The 15,443-nt window shown below is 63.2% G+C and carries 11 protein-coding genes and 1 pseudogene; 10 read left to right on the forward strand and 2 right to left on the reverse strand.

Going from position 1 to position 15,443, the window contains the following annotated elements; all coding sequences use genetic code 11:
- Positions 1-57 precede the first annotated feature (57 nt).
- The 3 genes and pseudogenes from NKI69_RS26315 (at position 58) to NKI69_RS26325 (ending at position 3,845) form a co-directional block, all read left to right on the forward strand.
- Positions 58-947 (forward strand): annotated as a pseudogene (locus NKI69_RS26315) (ABC transporter permease).
- A complete protein-coding gene (locus tag NKI69_RS26320) occupies positions 944-1,822 on the forward strand; it encodes an ABC transporter permease (RefSeq protein WP_352440023.1) in 879 nt (292 codons plus the stop codon). Before NKI69_RS26315 ends, NKI69_RS26320 begins: the two are co-directional and overlap by 4 nt.
- Entirely contained in the window at positions 1,815-3,845 is a 2,031-nt protein-coding gene (locus tag NKI69_RS26325; protein ID WP_352722818.1) for a dipeptide ABC transporter ATP-binding protein, read from the forward strand. Before NKI69_RS26320 ends, NKI69_RS26325 begins: the two co-directional genes overlap by 8 nt.
- 24 nt (positions 3,846-3,869) lie before the next feature.
- Here NKI69_RS26325 and NKI69_RS26330 read toward each other — a convergent pair whose 3' ends face one another.
- Positions 3,870-4,772 carry a LysR family transcriptional regulator gene (locus tag NKI69_RS26330; RefSeq protein WP_352722819.1) on the reverse strand — a complete coding sequence of 301 codons (903 nt, stop codon included), beginning with the start codon at positions 4,770-4,772 and terminating at the stop codon, positions 3,870-3,872.
- A gap of 113 nt (positions 4,773-4,885) precedes the next feature.
- Here NKI69_RS26330 and NKI69_RS26335 point away from each other — a divergent pair, with 113 nt between their 5' ends.
- The 6 genes from NKI69_RS26335 (at position 4,886) to NKI69_RS26360 (ending at position 12,810) form a co-directional block, all read left to right on the forward strand.
- Positions 4,886-6,541 (forward strand): ABC transporter substrate-binding protein, encoded by a 1,656-nt coding sequence (locus NKI69_RS26335; RefSeq protein WP_352722820.1) that lies wholly within the window; start codon positions 4,886-4,888, stop codon positions 6,539-6,541.
- Positions 6,538-7,428 (forward strand): DUF427 domain-containing protein, encoded by an 891-nt coding sequence (locus NKI69_RS26340; RefSeq protein ID WP_352722821.1) that lies wholly within the window; start codon positions 6,538-6,540, stop codon positions 7,426-7,428. The genes NKI69_RS26335 and NKI69_RS26340 overlap by 4 nt, the downstream gene beginning before the upstream one ends.
- Positions 7,429-7,507: 79 nt before the next feature.
- On the forward strand, positions 7,508-8,272 hold the full coding sequence (locus NKI69_RS26345) for an SDR family oxidoreductase (protein ID WP_127291028.1): 765 nt from the start codon (positions 7,508-7,510) through the stop codon (positions 8,270-8,272).
- Between the two features lie 420 nt (positions 8,273-8,692).
- Positions 8,693-9,667, forward strand: a complete 975-nt coding sequence (locus NKI69_RS26350; protein ID WP_127291030.1) for an ABC transporter substrate-binding protein — start codon at positions 8,693-8,695, stop codon at positions 9,665-9,667.
- 78 nt (positions 9,668-9,745) lie between these two features.
- The gene (locus NKI69_RS26355) at positions 9,746-10,831 is read left to right on the forward strand and encodes a quaternary amine ABC transporter ATP-binding protein (protein ID WP_352550932.1); all 1,086 of its coding nucleotides are present in this window, start codon (positions 9,746-9,748) and stop codon (positions 10,829-10,831) included.
- On the forward strand, positions 10,828-12,810 hold the full coding sequence (locus NKI69_RS26360; protein WP_128302439.1) for an ABC transporter permease: 1,983 nt from the start codon (positions 10,828-10,830) through the stop codon (positions 12,808-12,810). Before NKI69_RS26355 ends, NKI69_RS26360 begins: the two co-directional genes overlap by 4 nt.
- An 11-nt stretch (positions 12,811-12,821) precedes the next feature.
- Here NKI69_RS26360 and NKI69_RS26365 read toward each other — a convergent pair whose 3' ends face one another.
- Positions 12,822-14,180 carry a trimethylamine monooxygenase gene (locus NKI69_RS26365; protein WP_352722822.1) on the reverse strand — a complete coding sequence of 453 codons (1,359 nt, stop codon included), beginning with the start codon at positions 14,178-14,180 and terminating at the stop codon, positions 12,822-12,824.
- Between the two features lie 259 nt (positions 14,181-14,439).
- On the opposite strand from NKI69_RS26365, the gene NKI69_RS26370 reads away from it, so the two are divergent.
- Positions 14,440-15,156 carry a helix-turn-helix domain-containing protein gene (locus NKI69_RS26370; protein ID WP_127270283.1) on the forward strand — a complete coding sequence of 239 codons (717 nt, stop codon included), beginning with the start codon at positions 14,440-14,442 and terminating at the stop codon, positions 15,154-15,156.
- Positions 15,157-15,443: the final 287 nt, after the last annotated feature.

Raw genomic sequence — 15,443 nt, forward strand, 5'->3', positions numbered from 1 at the left:
TCCTTCCTTGTCCGGCGTGTCTCGCTGTCGCTCGTCACGCTGTTCCTGCTCAGCATCATGGTGTTCCTGGGCGGCCAGGTGCTGCCCGGCAATGTCGGGCGCGCAATATTGGGTCCGTTCGCAGACCAGCGCGCGGTCGACACGCTCAATCACACGCTCGGTGTCGATCGTCCGCTGCTGGCGCAGTATTGGAGCTGGATCTCCAATTTCGTCCAGGGCGACATGGGCACGTCCTACATCTTCCGCTCGCCGGTCGCGCCTTTCGTCATCGATGCGCTCGGCAATTCGATGAAGCTGGCGGCGGTCGCCTTCGTTCTGGTGGTGCCGATCGGCATTCTCGGCGGCGTCATTGCAGCGCTCAACCTCAACCGGCCGCTCGATCGCATCATCAGCCTTGGCGGCCTGTCGGTGACGGTGCTGCCGGAATTCGTCACCGGCATCATCCTGATCCTGATCTTCGGCGTGTGGCTGCGCTGGCTGCCGATCTCGGCCGCATGGCCGCGCGTGCCGGCTTCTTCACGCAGCTCTATTACCTGATCCTGCCCTCGCTGCCGCTGTTCCTGGTGCTGTTCGGCTACATCGCCCGCATGGCACGCTCCGGCATGATCGAGGCGCTCGATTCCGACTACACGCGAACGGCCGTGCTGAAGGGCCTGCCCTGGCGCACGGTGATCTGGCGACATGTGCTGCGCAACGCGCTGCTGCCGACCATCACTGTCATCGCGACGCAGACCGGCTACCTCATCGGCGGCCTTGTCGTCATCGAAACGCTGTTTCGCTATCAGGGAATCGGGTCGCTGATCTTCACCGCCGCGCGCGGCAAGGATTTCCCGATGCTGGAGTCGGGCATCCTCACCATCGGCATTGTCTATGCCGTGGCCACCCTTGTCGCCGACTTCCTCTATTCCGTGCTCAATCCGCGTATCCGTCTGGGGTCAGATCAATGAGCGCCGTCCAAACCAGCTCTCCGACACCAGACGACACGCGCCGGCGCGGCCCGCTGGCGGAGGTCTTTTTCTCGCTGTTGCGCTCCCGAACATTCCTTGTTGGTTTCGCCATCGTGCTGTTCTGGGTTGCCTGTGCGCTGTTCGGCGAGCATTTCGCACCTTATGATCCACTTGCGGACGACATCATCAACGCGCTGGCGCCGCCCTCTTCCGAACACTGGTTCGGCACCGACCAGATCGGCCGCGACGTCTTCTCGCGCGTCATCGTCGGTTCGCGCGACATCCTGACCGTCGCACCGCTGGCAACCTTGCTGGCGACAGTGGCCGGCACGGCGCTCGGCCTCCTTACCGGCTATTTTCGCGGTCTCGTCGACGATGTCGTCAGCCGCATCCTGGAAGCCTTCATGGCGATCCCGGTGGTCATCGTCGCGCTGCTGGCCATCGTTGCGCTCGGCACCTCGAAGACGACCGTCATCGTCGTCATCGGCCTGAGCTTCGCGCCGATCATCGCGCGCACCGTGCGCTCGGCGGTGCTGGCCGAGCGCGAACTCGACTATGTCGCCGCCGCACAGCTTCGGCATGAAAGTGCGCTGCATACGATGTTCGTCGAGATCCTGCCCAACGTCATCCCGCCGATCCTGGTCGAAACCACCGTGCGGCTCGGCTATGCCATTTTCGCCGTCGCCACGCTCTCCTTCATGGGCTTTGGCATCCAGCCGCCCTCGCCCGACTGGGGGCTGTCGATCTCCAACAATTACGGCATGATCGGCGGCGGCTTCTGGTGGACGGTGCTGTTCGATGCGCTCGCCATCGCTTCGCTGGTGATCGGCGTCAATCTGGCGGCCGACGGCGTTCACGGAGCGCTCAATGACTAACTCCGCCAAGGCCGGAAACGCACTCGAACTCACCGATCTTTCGGTTGCCTACCGCGTCGCCGGCCGCAATCGCGCCGTGCTGCGCAACCTCAGCCTCAGCATCGGCCAGGGCGAAGCCTACGGTCTGGTCGGCGAATCCGGTTGCGGCAAGTCGACAGTGGCGCTCACTGTCGTGCGTTATCTTCCTAGAAACGGTTCGATCACCGGCGGCGCCATCTCCCTCGATGGCCAGAATGTGATGAAGCTGGACGCCGAGGCGCTCAGGCGGGCGCGCGCGGAAAGCGTCTCCATGGTCTATCAGGACCCGGGCAAGGCGCTGAACCCATCGATCCGCGTCGGCCGTCAGCTGACCGAGATTTTTGAACTCGGCGGCATCTCGGGACAAGCGGCCACCGACCGGGCGATTGCGATGCTGAACCGCGTGCGCATCTCCGATCCCGTCAGCGTCATGCAGCGCTACCCGCATCAGCTTTCCGGCGGCATGCAGCAACGCGTGGCGATTGCCATGGCGCTGGCTAACGATCCCTCGATGCTGATCCTCGACGAGCCGACGACCGGCCTCGATGCGACGGTGGAAGCCGAAGTGCTCGACCTGATCGCACAGCTCAGGCAGGAACTGTCGGCCTCGATCCTGTTCATCAGCCACAACCTCGCCGTCGTCTCCAACATGTGCGACCGGGTCGGCGTGCTCTATGCCGGCATGCTGGTCGAGGAAGGGCCGACGGAGGTCGTCTTCAACGATCCGCGCCATCCCTACACCGTAGCCTTGCTGCGCTGCCTGCCGCGCGGTGGCCAACGCAAGGATCAGGGCCGGCTCGACACCATTCCGGGTTTCCTGCCCGGCATTGGTGCCGACATCAAGGGCTGCGCCTTCGCCGATCGCTGCGCGCTCGCCGACAACCGCTGCCGCAACGAATTGCCGCCGCTCTACGATCTGGGCGGCCGGCTGTCGCGCTGCTTCCATCACGACAAGGCGCAGGCGCTGCCGCGCGCGACACCGAGCGATGTGGCGCCGGCGCCAAAGGTGGCAGCAGCACCGGTGCTGCGCGTCGCCGGGCTGAACAAGACCTATGCCAGCCACGGCCATGCACTGCGCGCCGTCAAGGACGTCTCGCTTGATCTCAGACCCGGCGAGACGCTCGGGCTGGTCGGCGAGTCCGGCAGCGGCAAGACGACCTTTGCCAGGCTGCTGCTCGGCCTGGTGCCGCCAGACGCAGGCGGCACCATCGAGCTTGAGGGCAAGGCCCTGGCGCCCAGGCTGGAGAACCGCAGCGACGACCAGATCAAGGCGATGCAGATCGTCTTCCAGAATCCGGATTCGGCGCTCAATCGTTCGCATTCGATCCGCCACCTGATCGGCCGCGCGCTGAAGCGGCTGGCGGGTTTGAGCGGCAAGGCACTAGAGGTCCGCCTCAACGACCTCGTCCGCTCGGTGCGGCTCACCGACCGGCATCTTGCCGTCAAGCCGCGCCAGCTCTCCGGCGGCCTGAAGCAGCGCGTCGCCATCGCGCGCGCCTTCGCCGGCGATCCGCGCATCGTCGTCTGCGACGAGCCGACCTCGGCGCTCGACGTGTCGGTGCAGGCGGCCATCCTCAATCTGCTCGCCGACCTGCAGTCGAAGGAAGACGTCAGCTACATCTTCATCTCGCACGACCTTGCCGTGGTTCGTTACCTCTCCGACAAGATCGCCGTGCTCTATCTCGGCCGCATCATGGAACTCGGACCGTCGGAAGACGTCTTTTCCGGGCCGCATCACCCCTATACCGAAGCGCTGCTGTCGGCCGTGCCCAAACTCGACCAGACCGAGACGGCACGCATTCGTCTCGACGGCGAAATCCCCAGCGCCACCAACCCGCCCTCGGGCTGCGTGTTCCACACGCGCTGCCCGCGAAAGATCGGCCCGATCTGCGAACAGCAGGAGCCGCCGCTCAGCGAGGCCCAGCCTGGACATTCGATCCGCTGCCACATCCCCTACGCCGAACTGGCCAGGTTGCAGCGGGCGGTCGCAACCGAGCCGGCATAGCGCTGCGCTTCCGTGGCTTGGCAGTCAGATCTGGCCTGCCATGCTCAGGGAACGATCCCCTTCTGAAAAGCCCTGCCCTTCGGCCCAGTCTCTGGCCAGCGTGCGAAGCCCAGTCAAAGCGACATCCAGGACATCCGAAGACACGGGATTCGAGGGATAGGCGAGGTAGATTGGCCGCTGGAATACCGGTGTGTTGTCGATGCGCCGCATCTCACCGCGCTCGATATGGCCGCTGACGGCGCTGAGCGGCAGATAGGCGGCGGCTTGCTGCGACAGGACATGCTGGAGGCCGATGAAGACCAGCCCGGCCGATATGGCCGGCTTGACCATGCCGGCAAAGGCGCGGTCGTGCTCGATGCGGAATTCCAGTCCCCAGTCCATCAGGATATAGTTTTCGGTCCATGGCTTGGTCTGTGCGGCGTGCTGGACGAGCACGACCTGATCGACGGCCAGCGTCTCGTAGACAATGCCGGGATGCGGTCGCGGAAGATAGAGGATGCAGATGTCGAGCAGGCCTTCTGCCAGCTGGTCGATCGCCAGATCCGGGAAACTGCCTTCAAGCCGCAGCGCCACGTTCGGCCGCCTGGCGCGCATCCACTCGACCCAGGGCGAGGTGATGCGGTCCCAGAGATAGGCCGGCGCGGTCAGCCGCAGCAAGGTTTCGTAGCCATCGGGAACGGCGATATCCTGCCGTGATTGCTCCCAGGTGCGGGTGATGGACGATGCGTGCGGCAGGAATTGCCGGCCGGCCGGCGTCAGCGTGACGCCATCGCGGTCGCGCACGAACAGCCGGCGTCCCAACTGATCCTCCAGTCCCCTGATCCGCGCACTGACCGTGGACTGGGCGAGGTTGAGCCGGCTGGCCGCGACGGTAAAGCTGCCATGGGTGGCGACTTCGAGAAAGCTGCGCAGATTCTCAGTGTCCATACCCACCTCTTGCATCGAAAATTTCGATGACCCCTATCAAAAAATATCGCTTTCCGGCGGCAGTCAACAATGAACTAGATGACTGAATCCCAAGACAAGCGAGGAATCCAGCCATGCCCAAGCATTTCCGGATGATCGACAACGCTCGCAGAACGCTCACTGCAATCGAAAATTCCGCTGTCGACGAATTGCTGGCCGGCAGGATGGGCCGGCGCGACTTCCTGCGCCATGGCAGCGTGCTTGGCCTCTCCCTGCCGTTCCTGGGCAGCCTTGTCGCAGCAGTTGGCTTCGGTACACAGCAGGCACGCGCCGAGGGCAAGCCGGGCGGCACGGTGCGCGCCGGCGTGGCGACGCCGGGCGGCGCCATCGATCCCGTCACCTACTATGACAGCGGCAGCTATCAGCTGGTTTTCCAGACCGCCGAGTTTCTCTGCATCACGCAGCCGGACCTCACCTTGAAGCCGGTGCTGGCGGAAAGCTGGGCGCCGAACGAGGACGGCAGCATCTGGACCTTCAAGCTGCGCAAGGGCGTGAAATTCCACAATGGCGAGGACTTCAAGGCCGACGACGTCGTCGCAACCTTCGATCGGCTGGCCGACCCCAACGGTGCCTCCAACGCGCTGTCGGTGTTCAAGGGGCTGCTGTCGAAGGGCGGCACCCGGAAGGTCGACGACCACACCGTCGCCTTCCATCTCGATGCGCCGAATGGCAGCTTTCCCTATTCGGTGTCGATCGACAACTATAACGCCGTCATCCTGCCGGCGAGCTACAAGGGCGACTACGAAAAGACGTTTGAAGGCACCGGGCCGTTCCGGCTGGAGACCTACACGCCGAAGGTCGGCGCGACCTTCATCCGCAACCCAGACTATTGGGGTGAGAAAGCGCTGCCCGACCGGCTCGAGTTCAAGTTCTACGGTGACGTGCAACCGCGCATCCTGGCGCTGCAGGCGGGCGAGGTCGACATTCTCGATGCTGTTCCGCTCGATGTCAGCCAGGTCGTGCTGAACAGTCCTGATATCACCGTGTTGCGTGTCGCTTCGACCGCGCACCGCCAGCTTCACATGCGCTGCGACACCGGCCCGTTCACCGACAAGCGCGTACGCCAGGCGCTGGCGCTGTGCATCGACCGCTCCAAGCTGGTCGACGGCTTGTGCCGCGGCATGGCGGCGACCGGGAATGACAGCCCGTTCGCGCCGGCCTTCCCTGCGACCGACAAGTCGGTGCCGCAACGCGTCCAGGAGATCGCCAAGGCCAAGCAGTTGCTCGAGGCGGCGGGTCTCGCCGAAGGCTTCGACATCACGCTGACCACGCTGCGCTATTCCGACATTCCGGGCTATGCGCAATTGTTCCAGAATTTCGCCAAGGAAATCGGTGCCCGCATCTCGCTCAACATCGAGGACCAGGACAAATATTACGGCAAGGCGGTGTTCGGCCAGTCGGACTGGCTGGACAGCCCACTCGGCATTACCGATTACGCCCATCGCAGCGTGCCGAACGTCTTCCTGAAGAGCCCGCTGGTCAGCGACGGCCCGTGGAACGCGGCGCATTTCAAGAGCCCGGCCTATGACGGCATGGTCACCAGCTATCTCAAGGCGCTGGATGTCGGCGCGCAGCGCGCTGCCGCCTCCGACATCCAGAAACTGCTGCTCGACGAGACGCCTGTCATCTTCAGCTATTTCCCCCATCTGCTGGTGCCGGTGCGCAAGAATGTCAGCGGCCTGCCGCCGATCGCCGCCGGACTGCTGCTCGATCGCGTATCATTGAATTGATCGCGCGCCAGCGCCCGATGACAAAAGAAAAGAAACGGGAGACTACCATTCGCAAGCCCCATCTGCGCGGCCGTGGGCCGCATTTTCCCTTGCTGGACACCCTCGTGCAGTATGAATTCGAGCCGGGCTACATAGCCTTCACCATGCCGACGCAGAAGCGACTGCGTGTGCAGGTGGGGTCGATGACCGTGGCCGATACGACCAATGCCTTGGTGTTCTACGAATCCGATCACCTGCCGGTCTACTATTTCCCGATCGGCGACGTTCGCGAGGAATTCCTGCTGCCGAGCAAGACCACGACAGAGGATCCGTTCAAGGGCACAGCCACCCACTACTCGCTCAACACCGGCATCACGCTGGTCGAGGACGCGGCCTGGCGCTATCTCGATCCGGTCAAGGGCTGTCCGCCTATATCGGACTACATGTCGTTCACCTGGAGCAAGATGGGCCACTGGTTCGAGGAGGACGAGGAGATCTTCGTCCACGCCCGCGATCCGTTCCGCCGGATCGACTGCCTGCCGTCGTCGCGGCGCGTGCAGGTCATCCTCGACGGCGAACAGGTCGCCGATTCACGCCGCGGCGTGTTCCTGTTCGAGACCGGCCATCCGGTGCGCCACTATCTGCCGATCGCCGACACGCGGCTCGATATGTTCGCGCCCAGCCGCTACATCTCGCGTTGTCCTTACAAGGGCATCTCCAGCTATTATCACGTGACGACGAAGGCCAAACGTCACGAGAACCTCGTCTGGTATTATCCGGAACCGGTGCACGAGGCAGAGCGCATCAAGGGGCTGGTCTGCTTCCACCACGAACTGGTCGACAAGATCCTGGTCGACGGCGTCGAAATCCCGAAGGAAGCCACGGCCGCGTCGAGCGGTTATTTCTGAGCATCGACGCCGCCTGCGCGCGGGCGCTTGATCGAAACACGGCTCAGCCATACCCTCTCCGAGGCAGGGAGGGCACTCGATGGATCTTTTCAAGCTGGATGGCGATGTCGCGCTGGTCACCGGCGCCGGTAGCGGCATCGGCCAGGCAATCGCGATCGGGCTCGCCGAGGCAGGTGCCGACGTCGCCTGTTTCGGCCATACATCGAAGGGTGGGCTGGACGAGACCGCGCACCGAATCGCGGCACTCGGCCGCAAAGCGCTGGTGCTGACCGGTACAGTGACATCGCAGAGCGATCTCGCGGCTGCGATCGATCGCGTTGAGAGCGAACTCGGTGCGCTCACCGTCGCCGTCAACAATGCCGGCATTGCCGGCTCCGAACCCGCCGAGACGATGCCGCTGGAGACATGGCAGAAGGTTCACGACGTCAATGTCGCCGGCGTGTTCCTGTCCTGTCAGGCCGAAGCGCGCAAGATGTTGGTGCGAGGCAAGGGCTCGATCATCAACATCGCCTCGATGTCGGGCACCATCGTCAACCGCGGCCTGACGCAGGCGCACTACAATTCCTCGAAGGCCGCCGTCATCCACATGTCGAAGAGCTTCGCCATGGAGTGGGCCGATCGCGGCCTGCGCGTCAATGTCGTCAGTCCGGGCTACACGCTGACGCCGATGAACAAGCGGCCGGAGGTGGCGGAAGAAGTGAAGATCTTCAAGCGCGACACGCCGATGGGGCGCATGGCGGCGCCGGAGGAAATGGTCGGGCCGACGGTGTTCCTCGCCAGCCGCGCAGCGAGCTTCGTCACCGGCCTCGACCTGATTGTCGATGGCGGCTACGTCTGCTGGTAAGAGCTCAGCTTCGCCTGCAGTCTGAATTTGTACGTCTCGCGAAGCGTTAGTCGTTGCGCGACATGAACCTTGGTATATATAATTTCATCCTATGAAACGGCCTTGGCGAGATGGGGCTTACCAGGCGGGTAGCCGAGATCATAGGACCTTGATGGCTCGCACCTTGCAGGGGCGCCGCAGGACTGGCAATCGATCCGCAGATGACCGCTCCCGCAGCGATCCGTCGGCAGCCATGACGCCGACACTCCAATCCTGTCCCATCATCACCAGAATTGAGCACCATCTTGCCTGCGCTGGCCAAAGCCGGGGCAACAATTTGGCGCCGACGGCCTTGCGCAAAGACCAGCCTTTCCAACACAATCAAGAAAAGCCGCAAGAAGGGAACGAACGATAATTTTCACAGCTTGAAGGAGAACAAGCATGTCACTTCGCAGTGTGATTTCGAACTTAACAATGGGAGCCTTCGCGCTTGCCGCCGCAAGTGCGCTTACATCACCGGCTTACGCAGCCGCGCCGGAATCGAACGACCCGATCAAGATCGCGCTGTTCGACTGGACCAGCGTCAACCTGAACGCCAAGATCCTCGGCGGCATCCTGGAAAAGCTCGGCTACACCGTCGAGTATCCGACCGCCGACTACCTCTCCAGCCTGACCACAGGCCTCACCAATGGCGATCTCGATGTCGGCATGGAATTCTGGGACACGACCGCCGGCGAGGCCATGAAGGCCTCCGATGCGACAGGCCAGACCGAACGGCTGGGCAAGCTCGGCCCGAAGGCCAAGGAAGAATGGTGGTTTCCCGAATACATGAAGGAGAAGTGCCCCGGCCTACCCAATTGGGAAGCGCTGAAGGACCCGAAATGCGCCGAAGCCTTCTCGACGGCCGAGACCGCACCGAAGGGGCGCTATCTCGGCGGCCCGGTGACCTGGGAAGGCTTTGACGACGAGCGCGTCGAGGCACTGAAGCTGCCCTTTACCGTCATCCATGCCGGCACCGACGCGGCGATGTTCGCCGAACTCGATTCCGCCTATCAGCGCAAGGCGCCGATCATGCTGTGGATCTATTCGCCGCACTGGGCGCCGGCCAAGTACAAGGGCGAGTGGGTGGAATTCCCCGAATACACGCCCGAGTGCTACAACGACCCGAAATGGGGCACCAATCCCGACGCCAAATATGATTGCGGCAAGCCGCATGGCGAGATCTGGAAGTACTCCTGGTCCGGCATGAAGGACAAATGGCCGGTCGCCTACAAGGTGGCCAAGGCCTACACGGTCGACACCGACGAACTCAACAAGATGAGCGGCGAGATCGATCTCGGCGGCAAGACGCCGGAAGATGTCGCCGCAGCCTGGATCGCCGCCCACGAGGCCGACTGGAAAGCCTGGGCGCAGTGATCGTTCCAACTGGAAAAATGAGACCCGGCTGCTTGATCAGCCGGGTCTCAATTCTTGATGTTCCAGAAGGACGTTTGAATGACGGGCAAGACTGAACGGGAGCCAAACGTGGTGGGCACGCCAAAGGATGCCCGTCCGATAAAGCTCGCCTGCCGCAACGTCTGGAAGCTGTTCGGATCGAACGCGGCCAACTTCATCCGCGAACGCGACGGCAAGGCCAGCATGGCAGACGTCACTGCTGCCGGGCTGGTCGGCGCGGTGCGCGCCGTCGACCTCGAAATCCGCCAGGGCGAGATTTTCATCATCATGGGCCTGTCGGGCTCCGGCAAGTCGACGCTGGTCCGCTGCATGTCGCGGCTGGTCGAGCCGACCCATGGCAAGGTCGAATTCGAAGGCAATGACCTCCTGAAAATCTCCGATGCAGCACTCATCGAATTGCGGCGGCACCGCATGGGCATGGTGTTCCAGAACTTTGCCCTGCTGCCGCATCTCAACGTGCTGGAGAACATCGCCTTCCCGCTCGGCATCCAGGGTCAGGACCGGGCGACACGCGAAGCGCGGGCGCGCGAGGTCATCGAACTTGTCGGCCTGCGTGGCCGCGAGCATTTCTATCCGCGCGAGCTGTCCGGCGGCCAGCAGCAGCGTGTCGGCATCGCCCGGAGCCTGGCGACAAAACCGGAAATCTGGTTCCTCGACGAGCCGTTCTCGGCGCTCGATCCGCTGATCCGCCGCGAAATGCAGGACGAGCTGATGCGGCTGCAGACCATGCTGCACAAGACCATCGTCTTCATCACCCATGATTTCGACGAGGCCATCCGGCTGGCCGACCGCATCGCCATCATGAAGGATGGCGAGGTCATCCAGATCGGCACGCCGGAGGAGCTGGTGGTCAATCCGGCGACCGACTATGTCGCCGAGTTCACCCGGGACGTCGACCGCGCCAAGGTTATTTCAGCACGCAGCCTGATGCGCGCCTGCGACGGCTCGGAACATGGCGGCACCGTTGCCCCGGATGCCAAGATCGCCAGCTTCTCGGCCGGCATCGTTGCCGCCAACAAGCCGTTCGCGGTGGTCAACGGCACCGGCAAGCCGATCGGCGAGGTGACGCCGCAAGCGGTGATCGATCTGCTGGCCGGCATCGATCGCTCAAGGGTCGGCGCATGACGGTGACAGCAAGCGCCAGCGAGGCAAGGCCACGGCCGATTCAGGTATGGCTGCTGATCTGGGCGGCAGCGCTTACCGTTGTGCTTGTCGTGCTCCTGCTGCAGGATCGCCTGCCCTGGGCCGTCAATTATCCGGCCAGCGCCGTCGTGCCGGTCGCCGATTGGGTCAGCGCGCTGATGCGCTGGATCAAGTCGAACCTGTCCTGGTTGACCCGCTCGATCACCGCTGTGCTCGGCGTTCCCCTCGATTTCGCGCTCAATCTGTTGGCCAAGAATTTCAAGATCGGCCACGGCGCTGACGCCTATATCCTGCCGCGCCTGTCCTGGGTCGGCGTCTGCGCCGCCGCCTTCCTCGCCGGTCATGCCGTTGGCGGCAGAAAACTCAGCCTGCTGGTAGGCGGCTGCTTCCTCTACATCGCCCTGTTCGGCCAATGGACCAGTGCCATGCTGACGCTGGCGCTGATTTCCATCGCGGTGCCGTTCTGCATCGTCACCGGCCTGTTCGCCGGCATCTGGGCGTGGCGCAAGCCATGGGCGGAAAGGCTTGTCGTCTCCCCTGCCCTTGACCTGATGCAGACGATCCCGACTTTCGCCTATCTTATCCCGATGCTGCTGCTGTTCGGCAACAGCCCGGTGTCGGCGATGATCGCGACCGCCATCTTCGCCACGCCGCCGATGGTGCGGGCAACGATGCTCGGCCTGTCGCGGGTGCCGTCGGAGATCGACGATTTCAGCGAGATGGCAGGCTGCACGGCGCGGCAGAAACTGTGGCGAGTGCTGCTGCCCTCGGCACGGCCGACACTGATGGTCGGCGTCAACCAGGTGATCATGCTGGCGCTGAACATGGTGATCATCGCCTCGATGATCGGCGCCGGTGGACTCGGTTATGACGTGCTTCTGGCACTGCGCGCCCTGAAGGTCGGCGAGGCGATGGAAGCCGGCCTTGCCATCGTGGCACTGGCCATTGCGCTCGACCGGCTGAGCCAGGCCATCGCGCACAAGCAGGCCAAAGGCCATGCCCATCAGGAGATGAGCCCGAGCCTCTGGCAGCGCTCTCCCAATCTGACGCTGGCCATCGCCATCCTTGTGGTGACGACACTTCTCGGCCTGTTCGTGCCGGCCTTCGCGGCGGTGCCGAAGGCGATCACCTTCACCACCGCGCCCCTGTGGAAAGCGGCCGTAAACTGGGTGACGATCAATTTCTTCGACATGATCGAGGCGTTTCGCGTGACGCTCATCCTCAATCTGCTGAACCCGCTGCGCGCCTTTTGCGAGGGCTTTCCCTGGCTGGGCGCCGTCTTCCTGCTCGGCCTCGCAGGCTATCAGCTCTCCGGCCTGCGGCTGGCCGTGCTGGTGGCAGCGCTGACCGCTTTCTGCGCCATCACCGGCCTGTGGGAAAAGACCATGGCGACCGTCTATCTCTGCGGCATCTCTGCCTTCATTGCCTGCCTGATCGGCATCCCCATCGGGCTGATGGCTTCACGCAGCAACCGTTTCGAGAAGATCGTCACACCGGTCATCGATACGCTGCAGGTGCTGCCGTCCTTCTGCTTCATCATCCCGGTGGTGATGCTGTTCAGGGTCGGCGACGTCACCGCGATGATCGCAACGATAGCCTTCGCCGTGGTACCGGCGATCCGCTACACCAATCACGGGATCAGGCAGGTGCCGCCGGCGCTGATCGAGGCGGCAAAGGTGTCGGGCTGCACGCCGCGCCAGACCTTCTTTCGCGTGCAACTGCCGCTTGCGCTGCCGGAGATCATGCTTGGCGTCAACCAGACGATCCTGATGGCGCTGGCGATGATCATCATTTGCGCCATGGTCGGCACGCGCGATCTCGGCCAGGAAGTGTTCATCGCGCTGTCCAAGGCCGATTCCGGCCGCGGCATCGTCGCGGGCTTGGCAATCGCTTTCATCGGCATCGTCGCCGACCGACTGTTCGGCGCCTGGACGGCGAAGGCCAGGGCGAGGCTGGGATAGCAGGCGCCGCCCTACTCCGCCGCCACGCCCTTCATCTCGAGATAGCTCTCCATCGAATCGTCCAGCGCCTGCAGCCACGGCGTATGATGCAGCGGCGCCATGGTCCCGGTCATCAGCGAGCGATAGGCGTGGTCGCGGAAGCCCATGATGTTCTCCGCCTTGTGATGTTCCCATTCCATGAAGGTCTGGTTGACCGCCTCGACGTCGAAGCCCGGATAGTCGGTCTGGTCCATCAATTCCTTGGTGTAGTCGCCCTGGAACCAGATCATCTGCTCGGCGTCTTCGAGCGTTTCCTCACGCGCCCTCCATTTCGCGCCGTGCTCGGCCATTGCCTTGGCCGACGGCAGCTTGATGCGGCCCATGATGACGTCGCGGGCGAACCAGGCCTGCGCGTCGAACATGTTGAAGGTGTAGAACTGGTCCTGCATGCCGATGAAGGACAGCTTCGGATTTTTCTCCCAGACGACACCCTCGTAGAGCCCGTCCGGCCACATGCGGTTGGCTGTCTTCAGCTTCAGGTCCTCGGTGAGGAACGGGAAAGAGTGCAGGTAGCCGGTGCATAGGATGATGGCATCGACATCCCTAGTGGTGCCGTCCTTGAAATGCGCGGTCTTGCCGACGACCTTCTGCAGCAGCGGCACTTCCTTCCAATTCTCCGGCCATTTGAAGCCCATCGGCTTCGAGCGGTAGCTGGAGGTGATCGATTTGGCGCCGTATTTGTAGCACTGCGAGCCGATGTCCTCGGCCGAATAGGAGCGGCCGATGATCAATATATCCTTGCCCTTGAACTCCATCGCGTCGCGGAAATCGTGGCTATGCAGGATGCGGCCGTTGAAGGTCGAAAAGCCCTCGAAATAGGGCACATTGGGCACCGAGAAATGCCCGGAAGCGACGACGACATTGTCGAACTCTTCCGAATAGGTGACGTCGTTGGTGCGATCATGCGCGGTGACGGTGAATTTCTTCGTCTCGTCGGAAAACGTCACCATGCGCACCGGGCTGTTGAAGCGCACCCATTTGCGCAGGCCTGATTTCTCGACGCGTCCCTTGATGTAGTCCCACAGCACGGCGCGCGGCGGATAGGAGCCAATCGGCCGGCCGAAATGCTCCTCGAAGGTGTAGTCGGCGAATTCCAGGCATTCCTTCGGTCCGTTCGACCAGAGGTAGCGGTACATCGAGCCGTGCACCGGATCGCCATGCTCGTCGAGGCCGGTGCGCCAAGTGTAGTTCCACAGGCCGCCCCAGTCGGACTGCTTTTCGAAGCAGACGATTTCGGGAATGTCGGCGCCTTTGTCGGCCGCCGACTTGAAAGCCCTGAGCTGTGCCAGGCCGGACGGGCCGGCTCCGATGACGGCAACGCGACTTTTCATGGCAGGCCTCCCGATCTGAATTGCTCTTACGAAACAAATTTCACTCACAGGACAGTAATTGGCCCTTTCGTGCTGTCAACAGCCCGATGCTGAAACAAGGTTCCGCGCGGGCGGATTTCCCGCGAAAAACCGGACGCTGCCAAACATCATTATCATCCGCATGCGCGTTCACGCGACTTGCCGTCGCAGTTGCGCTCCTGTATCGGCACCTGACATGTTCACCTAGAGTGAAATAAATCCCAGGAGTGCCGGGGGCGACATGGCGAAGAAGGTTTCCGATCCCAAGGCTGGTCTCGCCGGTGCGACGGCCAAGCCGCTGCCAAAGGTTTCGGCCGACGGCAAGACCATCCGCGCGCCGCTGACGCAGAACCCGCATGCCATTCGCGACACGCGCGAAAAAGTGCTGGAGGTGGCGATCGGCCGCGAGGTGCGGGCGTTCCGCAAGAAGCTCGGTATCACCGTCGCCGATCTGGCGGTCGCCACCGACATTTCTCTGGGCATGCTGTCGAAGATCGAGAACGGCATCACCTCGCCGTCGCTGACCACCTTGCAGGCGCTGTCGCGGGCGCTCGGCGTTCCGGTCACCGCCTTTTTCCGCCGCTTTGAGGAAGAGCGCAGCGCCGTCTTCGTCAAGGCCGGCCAAGGCCTCGATGTCGAGCGCCGCGGCACCCGTGCAGGCCATCAGTACAATCTGCTCGGCCATATCGGCTCCAACACCAGCGGCGTCGTCGTCGAACCCTATCTGATCACACTGACCGAGGATTCCGATGTGTTCCCGACCTTCCAGCATGAGGGCATGGAGTTCCTCTACATGCTGGAAGGCGAGGTGGTTTACCGGCACGGCAGCAACCTTTACCCGATGAAGCCCGGCGACAGCCTGTTCTTCGATGCCGACGCACCGCACGGGCCGGAACAGTTGACGAAGCTGCCGATGCGCTATTTGTCGATCATTTGCTATCCGCAGAGCGCGGGGTGAGGTTAGCTGTCCCGCAAAACTCTCTTCCTCTCCCTCCGGAGGGGGGAGAGGTGGCGCTGCGAAGCAGCGACGGAGTGGGGGAAGGCGGTCCTCAAACGCGAACCCGCCGACAAGTGGCACGACCGAGCGGGCCTGAAATCTCGGCAGGCAGCTGAACAATCGGAAGCATCGCCTGGGCGCGAACTCACAACCGCCGAATCAGGTCGACCCCCCCACCCGACGCGGTTGCGGGGCCCCCCCACCACCCCGGAGCGGGGATAGGGAGGGGGGCCGACCCCCCCCCCCGG

This window comes from Mesorhizobium sp. M0491, assembly GCF_040321265.1.
Taxonomy (GTDB): domain Bacteria; phylum Pseudomonadota; class Alphaproteobacteria; order Rhizobiales; family Rhizobiaceae; genus Mesorhizobium.